The 22,583-nt window shown below is 75.0% G+C and carries 22 protein-coding genes; 8 read left to right on the plus strand and 14 right to left on the minus strand.

All coding sequences use genetic code 11. The features are described from left to right. Positions 1–64: 64 nt before the first annotated feature. Positions 65–1,867 carry a SpoIIE family protein phosphatase gene (locus ACFVQZ_RS12445; RefSeq protein ID WP_036413981.1) on the minus strand — a complete coding sequence of 601 codons (1,803 nt, stop codon included), beginning with the start codon at positions 1,865–1,867 and terminating at the stop codon, positions 65–67. A gap of 221 nt (positions 1,868–2,088) precedes the next feature. Between ACFVQZ_RS12445 and ACFVQZ_RS12450 the strand changes: the two genes are divergently transcribed. After that, positions 2,089–2,913 carry a polysaccharide deacetylase family protein gene (locus ACFVQZ_RS12450; protein ID WP_030493279.1) on the plus strand — a complete coding sequence of 275 codons (825 nt, stop codon included), beginning with the start codon at positions 2,089–2,091 and terminating at the stop codon, positions 2,911–2,913. 74 nt (positions 2,914–2,987) lie between these two features. Continuing rightward, positions 2,988–3,653 carry an adenosylcobinamide amidohydrolase gene (locus tag ACFVQZ_RS12455; RefSeq protein ID WP_383621466.1) on the plus strand — a complete coding sequence of 222 codons (666 nt, stop codon included), beginning with the start codon at positions 2,988–2,990 and terminating at the stop codon, positions 3,651–3,653. Here the strand turns inward: ACFVQZ_RS12455 and ACFVQZ_RS12460 are convergent. The 7 genes from ACFVQZ_RS12460 to ACFVQZ_RS12490 form a co-directional block, all read right to left on the minus strand. Then, positions 3,646–4,557 carry an adenosine kinase gene (locus tag ACFVQZ_RS12460; protein ID WP_383621468.1) on the minus strand — a complete coding sequence of 304 codons (912 nt, stop codon included), beginning with the start codon at positions 4,555–4,557 and terminating at the stop codon, positions 3,646–3,648. The two genes, ACFVQZ_RS12455 and ACFVQZ_RS12460, sit on opposite strands and share 8 nt — an antisense overlap. A 150-nt stretch (positions 4,558–4,707) precedes the next feature. Next, positions 4,708–5,946, minus strand: a complete 1,239-nt coding sequence (locus ACFVQZ_RS12465; protein WP_051787555.1) for a cytochrome P450 — start codon at positions 5,944–5,946, stop codon at positions 4,708–4,710. Further along, a complete protein-coding gene (locus ACFVQZ_RS12470) occupies positions 5,943–7,172 on the minus strand; it encodes a cytochrome P450 (protein WP_383621470.1) in 1,230 nt (409 codons plus the stop codon). The genes ACFVQZ_RS12465 and ACFVQZ_RS12470 overlap by 4 nt, the downstream gene beginning before the upstream one ends. Beyond that, on the minus strand, positions 7,169–7,804 hold the full coding sequence (locus tag ACFVQZ_RS12475) for an ATP/GTP-binding protein (protein WP_030493284.1): 636 nt from the start codon (positions 7,802–7,804) through the stop codon (positions 7,169–7,171). Before ACFVQZ_RS12475 ends, ACFVQZ_RS12470 begins: the two co-directional genes overlap by 4 nt. Further along, positions 7,785–8,141, minus strand: a complete 357-nt coding sequence (locus tag ACFVQZ_RS12480) for a DUF742 domain-containing protein (RefSeq protein ID WP_030493285.1) — start codon at positions 8,139–8,141, stop codon at positions 7,785–7,787. Before ACFVQZ_RS12480 ends, ACFVQZ_RS12475 begins: the two co-directional genes overlap by 20 nt. Beyond that, positions 8,138–8,539 (minus strand): roadblock/LC7 domain-containing protein, encoded by a 402-nt coding sequence (locus ACFVQZ_RS12485; protein WP_030493286.1) that lies wholly within the window; start codon positions 8,537–8,539, stop codon positions 8,138–8,140. Before ACFVQZ_RS12485 ends, ACFVQZ_RS12480 begins: the two co-directional genes overlap by 4 nt. Continuing rightward, positions 8,536–10,080, minus strand: a complete 1,545-nt coding sequence (locus ACFVQZ_RS12490) for an ATP-binding protein (RefSeq protein ID WP_383621473.1) — start codon at positions 10,078–10,080, stop codon at positions 8,536–8,538. Before ACFVQZ_RS12490 ends, ACFVQZ_RS12485 begins: the two co-directional genes overlap by 4 nt. Positions 10,081–10,264: 184 nt before the next feature. Here ACFVQZ_RS12490 and ACFVQZ_RS12495 point away from each other — a divergent pair, with 184 nt between their 5' ends. The 3 genes from ACFVQZ_RS12495 to ACFVQZ_RS12505 all read left to right on the plus strand — a co-directional run bounded on the left by ACFVQZ_RS12495 (position 10,265) and on the right by ACFVQZ_RS12505 (position 13,986). Then, complete coding sequence (locus ACFVQZ_RS12495; RefSeq protein WP_383621475.1) at positions 10,265–11,080, plus strand: SDR family NAD(P)-dependent oxidoreductase; 816 nt, start codon at positions 10,265–10,267, stop codon at positions 11,078–11,080. A gap of 146 nt (positions 11,081–11,226) precedes the next feature. Beyond that, positions 11,227–13,101, plus strand: coding sequence for an NAD-binding lipoprotein (locus ACFVQZ_RS12500; protein ID WP_383621477.1), 1,875 nt, complete (start codon positions 11,227–11,229; stop codon positions 13,099–13,101). Positions 13,102–13,242: 141 nt separating this feature from the next. Beyond that, positions 13,243–13,986 (plus strand): class I SAM-dependent methyltransferase, encoded by a 744-nt coding sequence (locus tag ACFVQZ_RS12505; RefSeq protein ID WP_383621479.1) that lies wholly within the window; start codon positions 13,243–13,245, stop codon positions 13,984–13,986. Between the two features lie 27 nt (positions 13,987–14,013). Here ACFVQZ_RS12505 and ACFVQZ_RS12510 read toward each other — a convergent pair whose 3' ends face one another. After that, positions 14,014–14,535, minus strand: coding sequence for an HD domain-containing protein (locus ACFVQZ_RS12510; RefSeq protein WP_383621481.1), 522 nt, complete (start codon positions 14,533–14,535; stop codon positions 14,014–14,016). Positions 14,536–14,652: 117 nt separating this feature from the next. Here ACFVQZ_RS12510 and ACFVQZ_RS12515 point away from each other — a divergent pair, with 117 nt between their 5' ends. From ACFVQZ_RS12515 to ACFVQZ_RS12525, 3 genes are all read left to right on the plus strand, one after another. Further along, positions 14,653–15,588 carry a TIGR03564 family F420-dependent LLM class oxidoreductase gene (locus ACFVQZ_RS12515; RefSeq protein WP_383621483.1) on the plus strand — a complete coding sequence of 312 codons (936 nt, stop codon included), beginning with the start codon at positions 14,653–14,655 and terminating at the stop codon, positions 15,586–15,588. A 57-nt stretch (positions 15,589–15,645) separates the two neighbouring features. After that, complete coding sequence (locus ACFVQZ_RS12520) at positions 15,646–16,302, plus strand: alpha-ketoglutarate-dependent dioxygenase AlkB (RefSeq protein ID WP_030493293.1); 657 nt, start codon at positions 15,646–15,648, stop codon at positions 16,300–16,302. A 270-nt stretch (positions 16,303–16,572) separates the two neighbouring features. After that, positions 16,573–17,709, plus strand: a complete 1,137-nt coding sequence (locus tag ACFVQZ_RS12525) for a hypothetical protein (RefSeq protein WP_030493294.1) — start codon at positions 16,573–16,575, stop codon at positions 17,707–17,709. 5 nt (positions 17,710–17,714) lie between these two features. Here ACFVQZ_RS12525 and ACFVQZ_RS12530 read toward each other — a convergent pair whose 3' ends face one another. The 5 genes from ACFVQZ_RS12530 to ACFVQZ_RS12550 are packed head-to-tail and all read right to left on the minus strand — an operon-like array spanning position 17,715 to position 22,055. Then, positions 17,715–19,178 carry a cytochrome P450 gene (locus ACFVQZ_RS12530; RefSeq protein ID WP_051787559.1) on the minus strand — a complete coding sequence of 488 codons (1,464 nt, stop codon included), beginning with the start codon at positions 19,176–19,178 and terminating at the stop codon, positions 17,715–17,717. After that, positions 19,175–19,795 (minus strand): ATP/GTP-binding protein, encoded by a 621-nt coding sequence (locus ACFVQZ_RS12535; RefSeq protein ID WP_030493296.1) that lies wholly within the window; start codon positions 19,793–19,795, stop codon positions 19,175–19,177. Before ACFVQZ_RS12535 ends, ACFVQZ_RS12530 begins: the two co-directional genes overlap by 4 nt. Beyond that, a complete protein-coding gene (locus ACFVQZ_RS12540; RefSeq protein WP_030493297.1) occupies positions 19,776–20,135 on the minus strand; it encodes a DUF742 domain-containing protein in 360 nt (119 codons plus the stop codon). Before ACFVQZ_RS12540 ends, ACFVQZ_RS12535 begins: the two co-directional genes overlap by 20 nt. Continuing rightward, the gene (locus ACFVQZ_RS12545; protein WP_030493298.1) at positions 20,132–20,542 is read right to left on the minus strand and encodes a roadblock/LC7 domain-containing protein; all 411 of its coding nucleotides are present in this window, start codon (positions 20,540–20,542) and stop codon (positions 20,132–20,134) included. The genes ACFVQZ_RS12540 and ACFVQZ_RS12545 overlap by 4 nt, the downstream gene beginning before the upstream one ends. A gap of 1 nt (position 20,543) precedes the next feature. Beyond that, complete coding sequence (locus ACFVQZ_RS12550; RefSeq protein WP_321192534.1) at positions 20,544–22,055, minus strand: ATP-binding protein; 1,512 nt, start codon at positions 22,053–22,055, stop codon at positions 20,544–20,546. Between the last annotated feature and the right edge of the window lie 528 nt (positions 22,056–22,583).

A 22,583-nucleotide genomic window follows, 5' to 3' on the forward strand; every position in this document is an offset into this window, starting at 1 on the left:
ACGTCCCCGTCCGGCGGTGACGTTCGGCCCTCCCCGGAGCCTGCACTCAGGGGCCCCCGGGGATTCAGTCCGGGAGGTTGTGCTCCGCCCACACGACCTTGCCGCCCGAGGTGCGGCACGTGCCCCAGCGGCGGCACAGCATGTTCACGAGCTGGAGGCCGCGCCCGCCCTCGTCGCTGAGGTCGGCGTGCTGGATCTGCGGCAGGTCGGGGCCGGTGTCCGACACCTCGACGACGAGCCGTTCGCCGCGCAGCAGCCGCAGCTCGCCCGGCCCGTTCCCGTACCGCAGGGCGTTGCCGACCAGTTCGGAGACGACCAGTTCGCACCCGTCCGCGAGGTCGTCCAGGCCCCACTCGGCGAGCTGGCCGGTGACCAGCCGCCGCGCCTCCGACGCGGCCCGGCCGTCGCCGGACAGCGGCCACACCCGCAGCCCGCTCGCCCCGCCGAGCGGCACCGCCCGGGCCGTCAGCAGCACCGCCTCGTCGAACCGGCCGGGCCCCGCCGGGGCCGCCGTGATCAGCCCGCCGCCCTCCAGCGCCGGTGCCGGCAGCGCGAGCGCCGCGCTCCGCAGCCGGCCCAGCTGCTCCTCCAGGTCGGCGCCGCGCGCCTTCACCAGCCCGTCGGTGAACAGCACCAGCGCCCCGCCGTCCGGCACGGTCACCGTCACCGGGTCGTACGGGATCACCCCGGCGCCCAGCGGCGCCCCGGCCGGCAGCGGGACGAACGCGGCCCCGCCGCGCCCGTCGAGCAGCAGCGGCGGGAGGTGGCCCGCGCCGGCCAGCGTGCAGGAGGAGTCCGCCGGGTCGTAGACCGCGCAGAGGAAGGTGGCGACCTGGTCGTCCTCCAGGTCGCGGGTGGCGAGGTCGAGGCGGGCCAGCACCCGCTCGGGCGCCATGTCGAGGGTCATCAGGGTACGGGCGACGGCCCGCAGCCGTCCCATGGTGGCGGCGGCGGGCAGGCCCTGGCCCATGACGTCGCCCGCCATCAGCGCCGTACGCCCGCCGGGGAGCGACATGACGTCGTACCAGTCGCCGCCGACGGTGTGGCGGGCCGCCGACGGCGCGTACTCGCCGTGCACCCGCAGCCCCGGGGTGACCGGTGTGGCGCGGGGCAGCAGGCTGCGCTGGAGCGAGACGACGTGCTCGCGCTCACGGCCGTACAGCCGGGCGTTGTCGATGAAGACGGCGGCGCGGGAGGCCAGCTGCTCGGCGAGGACCAGGTCGGTGGGGGAGAAGGGCGGGCTGCCGGGGCCGCGGACGAAGTCGGCGCTGCCCAGCAGCAGCCCGCGGGCGATGAGCGGCACCGCGAGGTAGCTGTGCACGCCGAGCGCCCGCATCTTCGCCGCGCCGCTGGCGGTGGGGGCGACGCGGGCGAAGTCCTCCTCGCGCATCCGGGCCACCAGGACGGGCTCGCCGCGCCGCAGGCAGTACTGGTGGAGCAGCGTCTCGTGCCGGGTCTGGTCGCGTACGTAGGTCTCGCCGACCGGCACGGCCTCCAGTGTCGACATGGTGTCGACGGCCGAGAGCGCGACCGCGCGCATCGGGGGGACGCCGCTGCCGGTCCAGCGCGCGCCCTCCTCGCCGTGCAGGACGCTCTCCAGGATGTCGACCGCGGCCCCGTCGGCGAACCCGGGGACGGTGAAGTCGGCCAGCTCCCGGGCGGTGCTCTCCAGGTCCAGCGTGGTGCCGATGCGGGTGCTCGCGGCGTTCAGCCAGGCGAGCCGTTCCTCGGTGCCGGCGGCGTCGAGCGGAATCCCGCCGTCGGCGCGGCGGCGCCGGGCCCGGAGTGCCGCGGACCGGTACACGGTCGAGGTCCGCACGGGCGAGACCCTGCCGGTCAGGCGCCGTCCGCCGCTGCCGCCGCTCACTCTTCCGGCCTCCAGACGGGAACTCGACCAGGTGTGGTGCACAGTCTGCACCGGAACCCCGCCCGGCGCACCATCCGAACAGCAGTCGAATCGCGATCGAACGACTCTTCCGTCACATCCGCCGAATGGGTGAAACCTGTTCGGGGGATGTTTCGTCCTCTCCCCCGTGAGCGCCTCGGGAGGCGCGGGGTCGCAACGGGAACGCGAGGATCGGAGGGCGCATGCGCCGGATGGGCAAGTACACCGCGCACGTGGCCGTGTTGGCATCGGCGGTCGGCATCAGCCTCGCCGCGTGGGGCGCGACGGCGCTGGTGGGCGGCGACGAGGAGAACGCGGCGGCGCCGGGCGCCGGGGGCGCGGCCCGGCCCGGGCTGCCCGCCCAGCGGAACGCGGAGCCCATCCGGCCGGCGAAGCCCGTGGTCCGGGTGCCGGAGGGCATCGCCCACGCGGCCGAGGCCGGCGGACGGGCCGTCAACATCACCATCGACGACGGCCCGGACCCGCGCTGGACGCCGCAGATGCTCGACATCCTGAAGGAGCACGACGTCAAGGCCGTCTTCTGCATGATCGGCCCGCAGGCGAAGCAGCACCCCGGCCTGGTGAAGCGCGTGGTGGCCGAGGGGCACCGGCTGTGCGACCACACCATGACCCATGACACCACCATGGACCGCAAACCCGTCGCGTACCAGAAGCAGCAGATCCTTGACGCGCGGAAGCTGATCGAGGAGGCGGCCGGCGGGGTCGAGGTGCAGTACTACCGGGCCCCGGGCGGGGCGTTCACGCCGGACAGCCGGAAGATCGCCGCCGCGGCCGGGATGCGTCCGCTCGGCTGGAACGTCGACACCAAGGACTTCGAGCGCCCGGGCGCCGCCGCCATCGTCGCCACCGTCAAGAACGAGCTGCCCAACGGCCCGACCATCCTCTTCCACGACGGCGGCGGCGACCGCTCGCAGAGCGTGGCGGCACTGCGCGAGGTCCTGCCGTGGCTCAAGGAACAGGGCCGCACCTTCAGCTTCCCGGTCCGCACCGCCCCCGACACCCCCTGACCCCGCCCGCCGCCCGGCCGTCCGGCGGCCCGTAGGATCACCGGGTCGTACGGGTGAGCGAGGAGCGCGTTGCAGTGACCGCCGTGGTGGAACCGACCCTGCCGGAGCTCCTGGAGCGGGACGAGGACGGACGGGTGCTCGGGGCGCTGGTCTGGCGGTACGGGACCGGCTGGCGGGCCGTCAGCAGCGCGGTGCTCGGCGGCGGCATCGGCGCGCGGGCCTGGGTGATGAACGTGCAGGTCGCGCACGGCTACACCCGCACCGACCCCGAGGCGCACCTCGCCGCCCTCGCCCGGCGGGCCGGGCTGCGCGGCCCCGGCGTCGGCCTCATGACCGCAGCCGACGTCGCCCGGCGCGGCACCGCCTCCGACGGCGGCGTCGACGCCGTGGCCACCGCCGGGATCGAGGTCCGCGGCTGGGCGGCGGCCCCCGGACCGGCCGTCCCCGCGCCCCAGGCCCCGGGCACCATCAACATCGTCGTCACCGTGCCCGCCCCGCTCACCGACGGCGCCCTCGTCAACGCCGTCGCGACCGCCACCGAGGCCAAGACCCAGGCGCTCCTCGACGCCGGCCACGACTGCTCCGGCACCCCCACCGACGCGGTCTGCGTCCTCGCCCGCCACCCCGCCCCCGGCGGCCCCGCGGAGCCCTTCGCCGGACCCCGCTCCCTGTGGGGCGCCCGGCTGGCACGGGCCGTCCACGCGGCGGTCGGCGCCGCGCTGCCCGCGCCCGTCAGCTGAGCGCCGCGACCCCGGCGAGCAGGTCCTCCCGGCCGATGGCGCCGGCGGCGGTGGCCGGGACCGTACAGGCGAAGGCGCCGGCCACCGCCCCGTACCGGGCGCAGCGCTCCGGGGGCTCGCCGGCGAGCCGGCCGAAGAGGAAACCGGCCGCGTAGGCGTCGCCCGCGCCGTTGGAGTCCACGACCTCGCCGGGCGGCGGGGCCGCCGGCACGTGCAGCGGCTCCCGGCGGTCGCGGGTCAGCAGGTACGAGCCCGCCGCGCCGGCGGTCGCGACGGCGACCTCCGCCCGGCCGCGCTCCAGCACCCGGCGCAGCGTCGCGGCCGGGTCCGGCAGGGCGGCGGCCGAGACGAAGACGACGTCGGAGCCGTACGCGAACGGCTCGTGGTACGGGTTCTCGCCGTCCCAGTCGTGCAGGTCCGTCGAGACGGAGAGGCCCGCCTCGTGGAGCAGCGGCAGCGCGTGCGCGCACGGGTGCGTGATTGAGACGTGCGCGTGCCGGGAGGCCGTGGCCAGCTCGCGCACCAGGTCCTCCGGGAGCCGGTCCGACTCCCGGGAGCGGCTGTCGTCGTAGAGCGACAGCCGCCGCCCGTCCGGGCCCACGAGGTTGACGGCCCGCTTGGTGCCGGCGGGCTGCGGGACCTCGGTGAAGCCGATGCCCCGGTCGCGGTGGAGGGCGCGGACCAGGTCGCCGAACACGTCGTCGCCGATCATGTCGACGTGGTGGGTGCGCAGCCCCAGCGCGGTGGTGCCCAGCGCCACGAAGTCGCCGGTCTGGCCCGCGCGGGGCTCGATGCCGGGGCGGATCATGTAGCTGTCGGCGTACGGCAGCGGCAGCTCGGGGACGTACACGACCGTGTCGACGCCCGACCCGCCCAGCACGAGGACGTCGTACGCGTGGCTCATGCCACCCCTCTCGCTCGTGGATCCCGGGCGAGTCAACCAGCCCCGCCCCCGGCTCCGCAAGAAGTTGCGGAAGCTTGCAGAAGCGGGGGAAGGCACGCGGTGGCCCGCTCCCCGAGGGGAACGGGCCACCAGGGCGAGCGCGTGCGGACGTCAGGCGAGGACGACCGGCAGCTCGAAGAGGTCGTTCTGGGTGACGACCGGCTTGTTCCTCAGCTCCTCGCGCGGCACCGCGAGCCGCAGCCCGGGGAAACGCGCGTACAGCGCCGGGAGCGCCACCGCGGCCTCCAGGCGGGAGAGCGCCGCGCCGGGGCAGACGTGCGGGCCGTGGCCGAAGGCGATGTGCCGGATCGGCTCGCGGGTGACGTCGAAGTCGCCCGCCGTCGGACCGTGCTGGAGCTCGTCCCGGCCGATCGCGCCGTGCGACACGATCAGCCCCTCGCCCTTCGGCAGGACCCGGTCGCCGACCTGGATGTCCTCGCTCGCGAAGCGGATGAGCACGTGCGAGGTGGGCGTCGACCAGCGCAGGGTCTCCTCGATCACGTTCTCCCACGGCACCTCGCCCTTGAGCACCAGGGCGCGCTGCTCCGGGTGCGTCTCCAGGGCCACCACGGCGTTCACGATCAGGCTGATGGTCGTCTCGTGGCCGGCGGCCACCATCAGCTGGAGCGTGTTGGTGATCTCCTCCGTGGTGAGCCGGTCGCCGCCCTCCGAGGCCGCGATCAGCGCGCTCGTCAGGTCGTCGCCGGGCGACTCCCGCTTGCCCGCCACGATCCCGGCGAAGAGCGCCCCGAGGTCCGCCATCATCTGCGGCACCTCCTCCGGCGGCGTCTGCGTCGAGAAGAACTTCTCGAACAGCGCCTTCATCCGCGGGTGGTCCGCCGCGTCCAGGCCCATCAGCTCGCCGACCACGTTCATCGGCAGCGGGTAGGCGAACTCCGCCTTCAGGTCCACCGTCTCGCCCGCCGGACGCTCCGCGAGCCGGTCGAGCAGGCCCGCCGTCAGCGCCTCGATGCCCGCCCGCAGCCGCTCCACCCGGCGCGCGGTGAGCGCCTGGGCGACCAGCGTGCGCAGCCGGCGGTGCTCCGCGCCGTCGACCGTCAGCATCGACCTGCCGGGGTTGGCGAGACCGATCAGCGGCCAGTCGAGCGGTATCTCGCCGCGCTGCCAGGCCCCCCACTGCTCGATGTCCTTGACGAGGCGGGGGTCGGTGAGGAGCGCCCGGGCCTCGGCGTGCCGGGTGACGGCGTAGCAGGGCACGCCGCCGGGCAGGACCACCCGGGCCAGCGGGCCGGCCTCGCGGAGCCGGGCACCCTCCCCGTCGAGGTCCGTGACGAAGGGGTCGAGGACGACGGGCGCGCCACCCGCGGTGTGGTCGATGGGGCAGGTCATGCGGTCCCTCCAAGGGCGGGGGTCGGGGTGTACGTCACCGGCAGCGCGGTGAGGCCGCGCAGCCAGGGGGAGGGGCGACGGGTCAGGGAGGTCTCGGCGACGGCGAGGTCGACGTCCGGAAGCCGGTCCAGCAGCACCTCGATGCCGGTCCTGGCGACGGTCTCGGCGACCTCCTGCGCGGGGAACGGGCAGCGGTGCTCGCCGTGGCCGAAGGAGAGGTGCGCGCTGTTGCCGCCGGTGAGAGCGCCGGCGTCGGCCCGGACGTGCGGGTCGGCGTTGGCGGCGGCGAGCCCGAGCAGCACCAGGTCGCCGCGGGCGATGTGCCGGCCGCCGAGGCGGGTGTCGCGGGAGGCCCAGCGGCCGGCGACGTTCTGCGTGGGCGTGTCCTCCCACAGCACCTCGTTCATCGCCTCGCCGACGCTGTGCCGGCCGCCGGAGAGCGAGGCGGCGAAGCGGTCGTCGGTCAGCATCAGGCGCAGCGAGTTGCCGATCCAGTCGGCGGTCGGCTGGTGGCCCGCGGCCATCATCACCATGAGGTCCTGGGCGACCTCCTCGACGGTGAACCCGGCGGTGTTGCCGAGCATCCGCGAGGCGACGTCGTCGCCGGGCGACTCCGCCTTGGCGGCGAGCAGCGCCACCATCGACTCGGCGAGGTGCCGCTGCCCGGCCAGCGCGCCGGGACCGCCGTTGATCATGTCGTTCATGGCGGTCACGAGCCCCGGGCCCTGCTCATCGGCGAAGCCGTAGATGCTGGCGAGCACCCGGACCGGCAGCAGCATGGCGTACTCGGCGATGATGTCGCACGCGCCCTTGCCGCACAGCCCGTCGATGAGCTCGTCGGCGAACCGCTCGGCGCGCCCCCGCAGTTCGAAGGGGTCGACGGCCTCCAGGGCGGCCGAGATCACCCCGGCCCGCTCGCGGTGGCGCTCGCCCACCGTGTACAGGATCGACGGCTGCTTGCGGCCGATCATGGGCAGCAGCGGCCAGTCGTCGGGGATCGCGTCCCACTGGTTCCACAGGTCGGAGTCGCGCGAGAAGAGCACGGGGTCGCTGGTGACCTGGTGCAGCTCGCGGTAGCCGAGGACCAGCCAGGCGGGGACGTCGCCGTCGAGGACGACGGGGGCGACGGCCCCGTGGTCCCGCCGGATGCGCCGGTACAGCTCGACCGGGTCGGTGTGGAAGCGCGGACCGCTCAGCGGGACCGGCGCGGGCTCGGCAGGGTTCACGGGGCGGGCTCCGGGACGGGCCGCCGACCGCGCTCGGGGTCGGCGGCGACGACGTGCTTCAGGTGTTCGACGAGCGCGATGAGGACCTGCTTGCTGGACTCCCGGGACCGGGCGTCGCAGAAGACCAGCGGGACGTCCTCGGGGAGGTCGAGGGCGTCGCGGATCTCGTCGGCGGTGTGCGCGGGTCCGCCGAAGTCGTTGCAGGCGACGACGAAGGGGGTGCCGTGGTGCTCCAGGCGGTCGACCGCGTACCAGGAGTCCGCGATCCGCCGGGTGTCGACGAGGACGACCGCCCCGAGCGTCCCGGAGAACAGCCGGTCCCACAGGAACCAGAACCGCTCCTGCCCCGGCGCGCCGAACAGGTAGAGCACGTTGCGGGCGTCGAGCGAGATCCGCCCGAAGTCGAAGGCGACCGTGGTCGCCGTCTTGGCGGCGACGCCCCCGGTGTCGTCGATGCCCTCGCCCGCCTGCGACATCGTCTCCTCGGTGTTCAGCGGACGGATCTCGCTGACCGAGCGCACCAGGGTCGTCTTGCCCACCCCGAAACCGCCGACGACGACGATCTTCAGCCCGTTGTCGGCGGTGCTGCTCAGGGCCGGGCCCTGCTGCTGCTCAGAGATTGCGGAGTCCAACGAGCACCTGCTCCAGGATGTCGTGATCGGGAAGGCGGTACGAGGAGGGGCGCGGGTGCCGCGCGCTGATCCGGCCGGTGTCGTGCAGGTCGGCCAGGAGGATCCTGGTGATCGACACGGGCAGCCCCAGCCCGGCGGCTACCTCCACCACGGCGGTGGGGAAGCGGCACATCCGCAGGATGGCGGCGTGCTCGGACTGCATGCCGGGCACCGGGTCGCTCTCCGCCACCACGAGCGTGACCACGTCGAAGGCGGTGGACCCGGAGCTGCTGCGGCCGCCGGTCAGGGTGTAGAGCCGGTCGGGGGAGTCGTCGCGACCCGGCCTGACGCGGCTCATCCCCGCGGCCTCGCGACGAGGTGCTCGCCCAGCTGCTCGACCAGTTCGGTCATGTTGTGCCCCACGAGCCCGGCGTCGGCGTCCTCGTCGGCGACGAGCGCGAGGTGGGCGCCCTCCCCGGCCTCGACGATGAAGAGGATCCCGCCGTAGAACTCGGCCATCGCGGAGCGCACCCCGCCGGTGCCGTCGCCGAACTCCATGGACGCGCCGTGGGACAGGCTCTGGATGCCCGCGGCGATCGCGGCGAGCTGGTCGGCCTGGTCGACGGAGAGCCCGGAGGTGCGGCAGAGCTTCAGGCCGTCCCGGGAGAGCACCAGGGCGTGCCGGGTGCCCGGGGTCCGTTCGAGCAGGCCCTCCAGGAGCCAGCTGAGCTTGTCGTCGGTGGTCGTGCCGGTCATCGCGGAGTGCCTTCCGAAGGGGGGTCGTTCGCGGGCGGCGCGGTCGGTTCCGCCGCGGAGGTGGAGGGGCCGGGGGTGTCGGCGGACCTGCCGTCTGCGCCGCGCAGGGCGCTCTGGAAGCCGCCGAAGCGGGCGCGGGTGGTCTCGCCTGTGCGGGGTGCGGGCGTGCGGGCCGGGTCGGCGGGCGTCCGCTCCTGGTGCGCGGCGAGGGTCTGGCCGCGCCGCCGGCGCGGCAGCAGCGGCCCGGCCGGCGCGTCCTGCGCCGGCGGCTCCGGCGCGGTCGCGTGCGAGGTCTCCGGCTCCGCCGCGGGCACGGCCGGCACGGGGCGGGGCGCGGCGGTCCGCGCGGGCAGCGCGCGCGGGGCGGGCACCGCGGCGGGTGCGGCGGCGGGCGCTGCGGTGGTCTCGGCGCCGCGGCTGACGATCTCCGAGGGGATCACCAGGACGACGCCGGTGCCGCCGCGCGCGGAGGGCCGGAAGGAGACCGACAGGTTGTGCTTGCGGGCCAGCCGGCCGACCACGTGGAGGCCGAGGCGGGTGCCGGAGAGGCCGGCCAGGTCCTGGGCCGTCGCGCCCACGGCGGCCTCGGCGCGCCGCAGCTGCACGTCGCTCATGGTCAGTCCGCTGTCCTCGACGGTGATGACGACGCCCGCCGGGACCTCCTCCACGTAGACATGGACCTCCGCGCTGGGCGGGGAGAAGTTGGCGGCGTTGTCGAGGACTTCGGCCAGCGCGTGCATGACGCCCTCGGCGGCGTGGCCGGCGACGGCCGCCTCGCACGTGGAGTGCAGCCGGACCCGCTGGTAGCCGGAGATGCGGCCCATGGCGCCGCGCAGGATCGACTCCATGACGATGGGCCGGGCCCAGCGGCGGCCGGAGCGGGCGCCGGTGAGGACGGCCACGGAGTCGGCGAGCCGGCCCGCCTGGGCGGTGCGGTGGTCGAGGTGGAGGAGGTCGGCGAGCACGTCCTCGTCCGCGTGCCGGTGCTCCATCTCGCGCAGGTCGGCCATCATGCTCGTGGCCAGCGCCTGCATCCGGCCGGCCGCGTTGGCGGCGGCGGCGAGGGCGGCGGAGCGGGCGGACTCGGCGCGCCGCACCCGCTGCTCCAGGCCGGCGACGACCGCCGCGTGCCCGGCGGCGAGCCGCTCGGCCTCGGCCCGCTGGGCGCGGACCAGTTCCTCGGTACGGGCGGTGTGCGCGGCGGCCTCGGCGGCGGCCCGGGCCTCGTGGCGCGCCTTCAGGTCGGCGGCCTCGCGCTCGGCGGCGGCCTGGCGCTGCGCGGCGTACGTCTCCTGGGAGGCGACCTGGGCGGCCAGCCGTTCGGCCCGCTTGGCGAGGCCGCGGGCGGTGCGCGCGTACCAGGTGACGGCGAAGGCCGCGGCGGCGAGCAGCAGGACCCCGCAGATCGTGAACCAGGCCAGGGGGGCCCGGACTTCTGCCGGGGCGGCGCTCGTCGCGGCGGCGACGAGCGCACCGCCTGCGGCGACGGTCAGCACGGAGGCGATCAGGGCGGGGCGGAACGGTGTGGGCGACGCCGACATCTACCGGACTCTCGTGAGGCAGGCACAGGGAGGTTCGGAACGACCGCACTATAGAGCTGTTCTTGATCGGTCTGAAACTCGCTCTGATCGGATCGGTATCCGGAGTGACACAAAACCTTCCAAATGAGGGGTCCGAGGGCGGCCAGGCGGCGGGAAGAGCCAACGGGCGCCCGTCGTGGGCAGAATGACGGACCGTACGCACGTCCCCGAACCGGAAGGCACCCCGGTGAAGCTGCCCGACACCGGCAGGAACGTCCTCGTCAGCGGCGCCTCGCGCGGACTCGGCCGGGCGGTCGCCCGCGCCTTCGCCGCCCACGGCGACCGCGTCGCCGTCCACTACGGCACGCGCGCCGACGAGGCCCGCGCGACCCTCGCCTCCCTCGACGGCACCGGCCACGTCCTCGTCGGCGGCGACCTCGCGGACCCCGCCGGAGCGGCCCGGGTCGTCGAGGCGGCGGCCGAGGGGTTCGGTGAGGGGGGCATCGACGTCCTGGTGAACAACGCCGCCGTCAACCTCGCGCACCCCCTGGCCGAGACCTCGTACGAGGAGTGGGCGGAGCTCTGGCAGCGGCACGTCGCCGTGAACCTGCTCGCCACCGCCCACCTCAGCCACCTGGTGGCCCGCCGGATGATCGACCGGGGCGCGCCCGGCCGGATCGTCAACATCGGCTCCCGGGGCGCCTTCCGCGGCGAACCCGACCACCCCGCCTACGGTGCCACCAAGGCCGCCGTCCACGCCCTCGGCCAGTCCCTCGCCGTCTCCCTCGCCCCGCACGGCATCGGCGTCGCCTCGGTCGCCCCCGGCTTTTTCGCCACCGAACGGGTCGCGCCCCGCCTGAGCGGGCCCGAGGGCGAGGCGATCCGCGCGCAGAGCCCCTTCGGCCGGGTCGCGGACCCCGACGAGATCGCGGCGGCGGTGCTCTGGCTCGCCTCCCCGGCCGCCGAATGGGCGTCCGGCACCATCCTCGACCTCAACGGAGCCTCGTACCTCCGCAGTTGACCGCCCCGCCGCCGTCCGCCGCCGGACCCCGCCGTCCCGTGCGCCGGGCGAACGGTTCGAACGCGTGCCTCCCGCGCGCCTGCCCGAAAGGATGAACGCCGGGCGTCGGCGGCGTTTCGCGGCGGGGCCGCCGCCACGCTGCTGCCGTGCGTAAGGAGCGCGAGTCCACGGTCCCCTCCCAGCGGTCGCCCCGCCGGACCCGGCCCGGCGCGGCACCGGCCGTCCGGGCGGCCCGGCCACCGGCACCGGACCCGGCGGCCCGCCCCGGCGTGCGCGCCCGCGCGCGGTACTGGGTCGACCGCACCGTGGTGCGCGGGGTGCCGGCCCTCGCCGGCTGGCTGGCCCTCGCCTGCCTGGCCCTGGTCGCCCCGGCCAGCGCGCTCCTCGTGTGGACCGACCAGAAGGCGCCCGACACCCTCCAGGGCAAGGCCGCCACCGTCTGGCGGACCGTCGGCCAGACCCTCCGGCTCGGCGGCGAGGTCGGCCCGCCGCTGCGGATCGCCCTCACGGTCTTCCTGGCCCTGGTCTCCCTCCTGTACGTCTCCTTCCTGGTCGGCATCGTCACCACCGCCCTCACCGACCGGCTCGCCGAACTCGAACGCGGCCAGACCACCGTCGTCGAACGCGGCCACACCCTCGTCCTCGGCTGGTCCGGGCAGGCCCCCACGGTCGTCGCCGAACTCCTCGCCGCCCACGCCCAGCGCCGGCGCGGCGCCGTCGTGCTCCTCGCCGACCGCGACAAGGCGGAGCTGGAGCGCGAGACCCGCACCGCGCCGCGGACCCGCCGCCGGGTGCGGCTGCTGTGCCGCCGGGGCCGCCCCGCCGACCCGGCCGCGCTCGCCCGCGTCACCCCCGCCGCCGCCCGCGCCGTCGTCGTCCTGCCGCCGGACGCCCCCGGCGGCGACGCGCAGGTCGTCAGGGCGCTCCTCGCGCTCCGGGCGGCCCTCGGCGACGGCCGCCCGGTCCCCGTCGTGGCGGCCGTCCGCGACGCCGCCCACCTCCCGGCCGCCCGCCTGGCCGCCGGCCCCGCCGCGACCGTCCTCGACGTCGACGACCTCGCGGCCCGGCTGCTCGTCCAGTGCGCCCTGGAGCCCGGCCTCGCGCTCGTCCTGGAGGACCTGCTCGACTTCGCGGGCGCGGAACTCCACGTCCTCCGCCCTCCCGGCCTCCCCGGCCGCCGCTACGGCGAACTCGCCGCCGCCTGCCCGGACGCCTGCGCGGCCGGCATCGTCCGCGCGGACGGCACCCCGCTCCTCAACCCGCCCCCGCAGACCGTCCTGGCCCCCGGCGACGGCCTCCTCGTGCTGGCCGAGGACCACCGGGCGACCGTCCTCCCGGCCGCGCCCCAGCTCCCCGCGCCCACTCCGCCCGCCCCGCCCTCCCGGTCCCCGGCGCGGGCCGCCGCGCGCCGGGTCCTGGTCCTGGGCCGGAACCGGCGCGGCGGGCGCGTGACGGACGGCCTGGCGGCGGCCGGGGCGACCCCGGTGCGGCACGACGGCACCGCGCCGCCGGCGGAAGCGGAGGCGTACGACCAGGTGGTCGTCCTCGCCGGCCCGGACGGCGACGGGCCGGCCGATCCCGACCACGCCACCCTCGTCGCCCTCCTCCACCTCCGCGAGCGGGAGCGGGCCACCGGCCGGGCCCTGCCCACGGCCGCCGAGCTCACCGACGCCCGCAACCGGCCCCTCGCCCCGGCGGGCCCCCGCACCGACCTCGTCGTCACCGGCCGGCTGACCGCCCTGGTGATGGCCCAGGTCTCCCAGAACCCGCACCTCGCCGCCGTCTTCGACGCCCTCTTCGCCCCCACCGGCGACAACGTCCGCCTCCGCCCCGCCACCGACTTCGTCCCGCCCGGCACCGAAGCCCCCTTCGCGGCGCTCGCCACTGCCGCCGCCCGGCACGGCGCCGCCGCCCTCGGCTACCGGGCCCGCGACACCCGCACCCCCCGCCTCAACCCCCCGAGGACCGAGACCAGACGCTGGATCCCCGGAGACGTCCTCATCGTCATCGCCCCCGCCTGAACCCCCTGATCAGCACGTTCCCTTGGGCGATACGAGCGCCGCCCGCCCGGCTTCTCGTGCCATCCGACAGTACGGCGGCCGGGCCGGCCCGGCGCAGACTCGGTGCCACCACACGACCCGAGGACCACGAGGGGGCAGCACATGACGGTGCAGCAGTACGACGGGATCGGCGAGGCGTTCGAGGGCTTCAAGGCCCTGCCGGTCATCCGCTACGGGGAGGTGCCCAGCGTCCTTGACATGGTCGGCGACGTCACCGGCAGGACGGTGCTCGACGTCGCCTGCGGCACCGGCTTCTACAGCCGCGAGCTGAAGCGGCGCGGCGCCGCCGACGTCCTCGGCGTCGACATCTCCTCCGAGATGATCGCCGCCGCCCGGGCCATCGAGGACCGCGACCCGCTCGGCGTGCGCTACGAGGTCGGCGACGTCGCCGAACTCGCCCGGTTCGACGAGCCGTTCGACCTCGCGCTCGGCGTCCAGTGCCTCAACTACGCGGAATCCCTCGCCGAGATGGAACGGATGTGCGCCCGCATCCACCGCAGCCTGGTGCCGGGCGGCTGGTTCCACGTCTTCGCGCAGAACCCCGACTACGCCTTCGACTGCGCGTCCCTGGAGACGTACGGCTTCCGCTGCGAACCGACGGGGGAGGAGATCGAGACCGGCCCCCGCGTCCGCGTCACGGCCCTCCTCGACCCGCACCCGATCAGCATCGTCGGCTCCGCCCCGCGCCGCGAGGTCTACGAGGACTCCCTGGCCGCGGCCGGCTTCCGCGACATCGAGTGGCTGCCGCTGCGGATCTCCGAGGAGGGGATCCGCGCGTACGGCGAGGAGTTCTGGGCCGACCTCCTCGCCCACCCCCCGCTGGAACTCCTCCGCTGCCGCGCCTGACCCCCGAAGCCCCAGGAGGACCGGGGGTCAGGCCGGACCGCCGCCGGTCAGTTCCGGCAGCAGGCCGGGGTTGACGATCCGGAGGATCGCCGCCACCTGCGCGGGGTCGGCCGCCGCCCACAGCACCCGGCGCGCCTCCCGGTACTTGGCGGCGAGCCGGTCCCGCTGCTCCGGCGGGAGGGCGGCCGCCCGGTCCGGGCGGCTGTTGTGCGCGTTGTCGGCGATCTTCACCAGGGTGGCGTCCGGGTCCCGGGCCACCCGCCGGATCTTCTCCGCGTACGCCGCCGGGGAGCCGCCCGGGTCGTTGGTGACGACCTCGACGATCCTGACCACCCGGTCCGGGACCCCGGCGGCCCGTAGGGCCCCGGCGATCCACGCCGTGTCCTCGACGACGTCGTGGAGGAGTCCCGCCATGACCAGCTCGGGGCCGAACGGCACCAGCCCGGCCGCGACGGCTCGCACGTGCTCCACGTACGGGACACCGGTCTTGTCCACCTGACCGGCGTGCGCGCGGTCGGCCAGGGCGTCCACTTCGGCGAGCGTCATCATGGCCCCATCATCGCCGCACGCGCGCGCGTGCGGCGAGGGGCGGGCCGGCGCCGGGCCGTCACACGCCGTTCACCGCGCGCCGGAATGCGCCTGCCGCGCGGGCCCGTTGTCGTCTGCATGACTCTTGGTGTGACGCTCAGTTCGACGAACCGGCAGCTCCCCCTCGACGAGACCGTGCGGCTCGCGCGCGAGGCCCGGGACGCCGGACTCCGCTCCGCGTGGTTCGGCCAGTCCTTCGCGTACGACTCGCCCATGCTGGCCGCGCTCGTCGGCCGGGAGGTGCCCGGCCTCCACGTGGGGACGGCCGCGCTCCCCGTCTTCGGCCGCCACCCGCTGCTGGTCTCCAGCCAGGCGCAGACCGCGCAGGCCGCGACCGGCGGCCGCTACCACCTGGGGCTCGCCCTCGGCACCCGCCACCTCACCGAGTCCGCGTTCGGCCTGCCGTACGAGCGGCCCATCGGGCTGCTCCGGGAGTTCCTCACCGCCCTGCGACCGCTCCTCGACAGCGGTGAGGCCGACTTCCACGGCGAGCTGCTGACCGCGACGACCCCGTACCCGGCGACCGTGCCGGGCGCGCGGCCGCCGGTGCCGGTCCTGGTCGCGGCGATGGGGCCGCAGGCCCTGCGCGTCAGCGGCGAGCTCGCCGATGGCATCCTGCCGTTCCTCGCCGGGCCGCGCGCCCTGGCCGAGCACATCGTCCCGGCCGTGACCGCCGCGGCGACGGCCGCCGGCCGGCCCGCGCCGCGCGTCGTCGCCCTGGTGCCGGCCGTGGTCACCGACGACCCCGACGGCGTGCGCCGCCGGGCCGCCGAAGCGCTCGCCCTCTACGAGCGGATCCCCTCGTACCGGCGCGTCCTCGACCTCTCCGGCGCCGGCCGCGCCGCCGACCTGGCGGTGCTGGGCGACGAGGAGACCGTCGCCGCCGAGGTCCGCCGCTACTACGAGGCCGGCGCGACCGAGGTCGTCGTCACCGCGACCGACCTCGGCGGCGAGGACGCCCGGCGCCGGACCTGGAAGCTCCTCGGCGGCCTCTCCGGCGGCCCGGCCGGCTGAGCGGGAGTCGCACAGAGATTCGAGCACCTGTTCGGTTGCGTGGGTATGCTGGGAACCATGACCGCCGCACCGTCCGACCCCGCCGGCCTCCCCGGCCTCCAGGGATCCCTCTTCGACCAGGGCGACGAGCCCCGGCCCGGGCCCCTGGACGGACTGCGGCGCACCCCGCTGGCCCACGGGGCCTGGGTCGACCACCTGCCCGGCTGGTTCCAGGGCGCCGACGCGCTCTTCGCCGAGCTGGCCGGACGGGTGCCGTGGCGGGCCGAGCGGCGCCGGATGTACGACGACGTCGTCGCCGTCCCCCGCCTCCTCGCGCACTACCGCGAGGGCGAACCCCTCCCGCACCCCGCCCTCGCCGAGGCCCGCGCCGCCCTCTGCGCGCACTACGCGGCCGAGCTGGGCGAGGAGTTCGTCACCGCCGGGCTCTGCCTCTACCGCGACGGGCGCGACAGCGTCGCCTGGCACGGCGACCGGACGGGGCGTTCCTCGACCCGCGACACCATGGTCGCCATCCTCTCCCTCGGCGACCCCCGCGACCTGGTCCTCCGTCCCCGGGGCGGCGGCCCGGTCGCCCTCCGGCTCCCGCTCGGCCACGGCGACCTCGTCGTGATGGGCGGGTCGTGCCAGCGCACCTGGGACCACGCCGTCCCCAAGACGAGCCGCGCGGTCGGTCCCCGCATCAGCGTCCAGTTCCGTCCACGCGGCGTACGCTGACCCGGCAGCCGCCGTCAGGCGGAACCGGCCATGGTCGATCCGCCCGCGCGAAACCCCTCAACGGCCCGTCGCGGGCGGCCCCTCAGCTTCAGGAGGACGCAACCGCCCAGCAAGACGCCAGGGTCACCGAGATCCGGAGTCGTTGAATCCGGGGGTTGTGGGCCGGTTCGGGCGGGCAGGTTTGCAGCGTCGCGTGGCGGGAATTGTCGGCTGCCCGTGACAACGGCAACATACGAACGGATTCCGAGGACTGAAGGAGGTGGAGCGACCATGCCCCTGCATGCCGTCGAAATCCCCGAGTTGTGGATGCCTCACCCGCTCAGGGTCAACCCGCACCTGCCGGGTCTGCGGGCGGAGAGCGAGACCTGGGCCCGCGAGATGGGCATGCTCGACGTCGGCGACGGACGGTCCGACCTCCCCCCGATCTGGACCCCGAAGCAGTTCCGGGCGATGACCGTGGACCTGCTCACCGCCTGGACCCTCCCCGACGCCGACCCCGCCGCCCTCCGGCTCAACCACCGCTTCAACATCTGGGCGCTCGCCTGGGACGACTACTTCGCCCACGCCTTCAAGCGGACCAGCGACCTCCAGGGCGCCCACGACTTCACCGCCCGGCTCCACGCCTTCCTGCGCCCGGAGGAGGGCGCCCGGCTCCCCGAGCCCGTCAACGCCGTCGAACGGGGCATCGCCGACCTCCAGCGGCACCTCTTCCCGCCCCGACTCGCCCACTGGCGCCAGGAGTTCTGCCGGGCGCTCGCCCGCTACATCGACGCGGGCGTCGAGGAGCTGGCCAACAGCCGCACCGGCCGCGTCCCCCATCTCATCGACTACGCGCCCTTCCGGCGCGAGAGCTTCGCCGCCCACACCGCCCCCTACTCCGTCGAACTCGCCACGGGCGCCCGAATACCCGAGCGGATCCGGCACAGCCGGACCGTCCGCGGCCTGACCGCCGCGTTCATGGACGTCATGGGCCTGGCGAACGACATCGCCTCCTACGAGCGGGAGGTCCACGAGGAACACGACGTGAACAACCTCGTCGTCGTCCTCGGCACCTCCCTCGGCATCCCCCTCCGCGAGGCCGTGCCGGCCTCCGTCCACCTCGTCAACTCCCGCATGCGCGACTTCGAACAGCTCCGCGAGGAGGACGTCCCGCTGCTCGCCCGGCGCGCCGGACTCAGTCCCGAGGAGCGCGCCGAACTGGACACCTGGCTGGGCGGCGCCTGCAGCTTCCTCTCCGGCCTGCACGCCTGGTACACCGGCGCCCCCCGGTACGTCCCCGCCGAACAGCCCTTCCCGGAACAGCGCCGGCCCGCCTCCGCCGCCGACGAGTGGTTCGGAAGGGGGCCCGGCACGACCGAGCCGACGCCCCCCTCCGCAGTCGGGCTCGGGCGCGACGCCCAGCCCTGAGCGGCCTACCGCAGCCGCAGCAGCCGCAGCAGCCCGTCCCACCAGGACGCCCCCGCGCCGGGCCGGCCGGCCGGAGGCTCCGGGACGGCGGCCGGGGCCGCCTCCGGCGCCGGTGACGGCGCGGGCACCCCGGCGAGCTGCGGCGGCGGCGCCGGCGGCAGCGGCGCTTCGTACTGGTGGCTCCGCGGCGCCCGGGGGGCGAAGGTGACCGGCAGCGCCGTCAGGTGCCGGGCCCAGGTGGACGAGCGCCAGGTCAGCTCCTCCTCCGGGATCGCCAGCACGATGTCCGGCAGCCGGGTGAGCAGGATGTCGATGCCGGTGTCGGCGATGATTCGGCCGATGTCCTGCCCCGGGCACTCGTGGCTCCCGGCGCTGAACGACAGGTGCGCCCGGTTGTGGTGGACGGGCGCCGCCGGATCCGGGCGGACCGCCCGGTCCATGTTCCCCGCCGCCAGGCCCAGCAGCAGCATGTCGCCCGCCATGATCCGCTGCCCGCCGAGCGTGGTCTCCCCGTTGGCGTACCGGGACGGGCAGACCATCAGCGGCGGCTCGTCCCACAGGACCTGCTCGACGGCCTCCGGGAGGGTCATCTGGCCGCCGGCCAGCGAGCCGCGGAACCGCGGGTCGGTCACCACCATCCGGAGCACGTTCGACATCAGGTTGGCGGTGGTCTCGTACCCGGCCAGCAGGATCAGCCGCAGGTGCTGCACCACCTCCTCGTCGGTGAGGCCCGCCGGGTGCGCCATCAGCGCCGAGGCGATGTCGTGCCCCGGCTTCTCGCGCTTGTCCCGGACCAGCTGCTCCAGGCTCGCGACGACGAACGCGTTGCTGGCGAGCGAGGTCTCGGTGGCCTTGAAGAGGTCCCGGGCCGCCTGGACGAGCTTCGGCGCCGCCTCGTCGGACATGCCGAGCAGGTGGATCAGGGTGAGCATCGGCAGGTGCTCGGTGAACCGGTCGACCAGCTCGGCCTCGCCGTCCTCGCAGAACGTGTCGATCAGCTCGTGGGCGAACCGGTTGATCCGGCGCCGGATCCCCCGGTGGTCGAACTGGTCGAGCGAGGCCGTGACCGCGCTGCGCAGCCGCTGGTGCTCCTCGCCGTCCGCGCAGACGCAGTCGGGCCGCCAGCCGATCATCGGCATCAGCGGGGAGGTGGCCGGGTCGATCTCCCCGGTGCTCCAGCCGTGCCAGACCCGCGGGTCGCGGGAGAACTGGGTGGAGCGGGTGGCCACGTCGCGGTTCTCGTTGTAGCCGAGGACCAGCCAGGCGCGGACGTCGCCGTCGAGGAGGACGGGCGCCACCGGGCCGTGCGCGGCGCGCAGTTCCTCGTACAGGCCCATGGGGTCCGTCTCGGCGGCGGGGCCGTAGAGCCGGGCCGCTCCGCCGGGGCCGGTGGCCGCGTGGGCGGGGCAGCCGGGGGGCGGGACGAGCCCGCTCTCGTGCGGGGCGTGCTCGTGGGCGGGGAGGGTCATGCGGTCTCCTGGACGGCGAGGGAGCACAGGTAGACCATCAGCGAGAGCAGGGCGTCCCGGCAGGACGCCCGGTCGCGCGCGTCACAGGTGACGAGGGGGACGGACTCGCTGAGGGCCAGGGCCGTGCGCAATTCCGGTAGCGGGTACTGCGGGGCCTCGGGGAAGGTGTTGACGGCCACCACGAAGGGGACGCGGCGGTCCTCCAGGCGCGTGATGACCTCGAAGCAGACCTCGATCCTGCGGGTGTCGACGAGGACGACGGCGCCGAGCGCGCCCTCGAAGATCCCGTTCCACAGGAACCAGAACCGCTCCTGGCCGGGGGTTCCGAACAGATAGAGGATCAGCTCCTCGTTGATGCTGATCCGGCCGAAGTCCATCGCGACGGTCGTGGTGGTCTTGCCGGAGGCCCCGGGATTGTGGTCGATCCCGACGCCGGCCTGCGTCATCTGTTCCTCGGTGGTCAGCGGGGGGATCTCGCTGACCGATCCGACCATCGTGGTCTTGCCGACGCCGAAGCCGCCGACGACGACGACCTTGACGCCCCTGGCGCCGTGCGGCAGCAGCAGGTCGGTGTCGCGCGGTCCCGCCCTGAGCGTGTCAGAGTCTCCGTAGTCCATGGATCACCGCCTCCAATAGGCCGCGGTCGGGGAAGGCCGCGACGGGCACGGGTGCAATCGCCTCCACGCGTCCGTCGTCGACGAGCTGGGACAGCAGCACGGTGACGACGCTGAACGGGAGGCTGAGGTAGGCCGACACCTCGGCCACCGACAGCGGGTACTCGCACATGGAGAGGATGGCCGCCTGTTCGGGCTGCATCGAGGGTTCCGGTGCGGACCTGGTCGCGATGAGCGTGACGAGGTCGAAGGTCTTGGCAGAGGAGCCCTCGCCGCCGCCGGTGATGACGTACAGCGGTACGGGGGTTCCCTCGTCCCAGGGATGGGGGTTGTCCGAGGTCACATCGCCTGCCGGACGACGTCTTCACGGGGCGGACTGGTCATGTGCCGGCCGATCCGGACCACGAGGGCGCGCATGCGGGCGCCGAGCAGGCCCGCGTCCACCTCTTCGTCGGCGAGGACGGCGAGGTACGCGCCGGGGCCGGCGGCCATCAGCGAGAAGTAGCCGCCGTCGGCCTCGATGCCGACCATGTGGGTGGTGCCGTTGCCGTGCGGGAACATTTGGGCGATGGCCCGGGCCAGGCTCTGGATGCCGGAACAGGCGGCGGCGATCGCGTCGGCGGTGTCGGGGGCGGTGTTGGCCTGGCCGATGCAGAGGCCGTCCGCGGACAGGACGACCACGTGCCGTACGTGCGGAACGCCGCCCACGAGCTCGGTGAGCATCCAGTCGATGTTGGGCAGTGGCTGCATGTTATTCGACCTCATCAGACGGCTGGCTGTGCGGAGTGGGGGAGTCGGTTCCCGAGCGCTTGTCGGCGTTGAACGCCTCCCACATCAGCCCGGGTTCGCGGGTGGTGCGGGGCGGCGGGGTCGGCTCGGGGCCGGTGCGGATCACCGGCGTCGGTACGGGGGTGTCCCGGCGGCGGCGCGGCAGACCGTTGAGGGTCTTCCCGGCGATGTACGGGTCCGCTCCCTCGTCCAGGTCCGGCAGGGAGGGGGCGGGCGCCGGCGGGATCACCGGGGGCGCCGGGGGCGCGGCGGGCGGCGGGACGGACGGGGCGGACGGGGCGGTCCGCGAGGGCAGCGGGCGGACCGGACCGGCCGCGCGCTTCCGGGCGGGCTCTGGGGTTCTCACGACGGGCTTCTCCACCGTGGTGATCAGGCGCCGGGGTACGAGGATCACGGCCCGGACGCCTCCGTAGGCGGAGGGGCGCAGGTCGACGTCGCAGCCGTGCTCGCGGGCCAGCCGGCTGACCACCGGCAGGCCGAGCTGCGTCACCTCGCCCAGACCGGCGAGGAACATGCCGGACGCCGACTCCGTCATCACGCGGTTGATGCGGTGCCGGACCTCCTCGGTGAGGCCGACGCCGCGGTCCTCGATCTCGATCGCGATGCCCGAGGGCACCTCGACCGCGCTCACCTCCACGGGGGTGTGCGGCGGCGAGAACGACGTGGCGTTGTCGAGGAGTTCGGCGAGCAGGTGGATCAGCGGCTCGGCGCCGGGGCCGATGACCGCGGCCTCCGTGACCGACTGGAGCTTGACCCGCGGGTAGTCCACGATGCGCGACATGGCGCCGCGCAGCACGTCGTAGAGCGGGATCGGCTTCGACCACTGGCGGCCGGGGCGGGCGTCGCCGAGGACGGCGATGCTGGCCGCGAGGCGGCCGATGAGGGCGTTGCGGTGGTCGACGTCCTGGAGACCGCGGGCGAGCACGAGGTCCGTGCCGTGGACGATCTGCATCTCGCGGAGGTCCTTGGCGAGCTGGTGCACGATCGCCTGGACACGGCGCGCGACGGCGACGAGCGCCCGCTGGGACGAGTCCCGGGTGTTCTCCTCGGCCTCGACCGCCTCCAGCAGGGTCCGCAGGGCGCCCTTGAGCGCGTCGGTGAACCCGGGGTCGAGGTGGTCGCCGAGGCGGACGGAGTTCACGATCTCCGACGCCGAGTCGCCCTTCTGGAGCCGGGCGACGGCGGCCGGCAGCAGCTCCTCGGCCATCCAGACGGTGGTGGTCCGCTGGTCGGCGAGGCGCGAGAGCAGCGCGGTCTCGCGCTCCGCGTGCGCCTGTTGGGCGGCCTGCACCGCCCGGGTGTGCCGGGCCGCCTCCGCCGCGCGCGTCAGGCGCACGGTCAGCGCGGTGCTGCCGACGGTGAGGGAGACGGCCGCGAAGCCGTACCAGGCCACGGGTGTCCGTATCTGCGCAGGGGCGAAGAGCAGCCCTATGGCGAAGAGCGCGGCCAGGACACCCGGCGGGACGAGCCACACCGGAGCCGCCGCACCGGGCCTGGCTCTGGACGTTGAACCTGCGCGAACCATCAACGGTTTCCCTCAGCGTCTGGAAGGGGCGAGGACTGGAATGGCGCGACGTACCGGCAGGAAAGAGTGAACAGGCGATCGATCGCGTACGCGTGCTCGAATGTGACCGCTCCAAGGGTCCTTCGTCCACGCGTCGATGCCCGCGTCTCCCTGTGGCCGTGCTCCGTCGGGGCGCCCGCTCCCAGCGGTCATGACTCGCTGTGAGCGCGGCAACACATCTGCGGAGCATAGTCAGTTCGGGATTGGCGTGTGACCCCGATGGAAGGAAGGGTTCTATCAGTCAGACTGGCCCTATAAGCGGGCGGGAATGCGTAGCGAAAATGACAAGAACTGATCAGGCTCCGTGCTTTTTACCGGTCATTCCGAAAGGCGGGGGCGGGGGGGCGGTGGGGCCCCCCCCCCCCCCCCGCCCGTGTCCGCGACCCGGCCGGGAGTGCACCGGCGGGCCCCCGCCCCCGGGCGGGCCCCGCCCCCCCC

This window comes from Streptomyces sp. NPDC057854, from assembly GCF_042797055.1.
GTDB lineage: Bacteria > Actinomycetota > Actinomycetes > Streptomycetales > Streptomycetaceae > Streptomyces.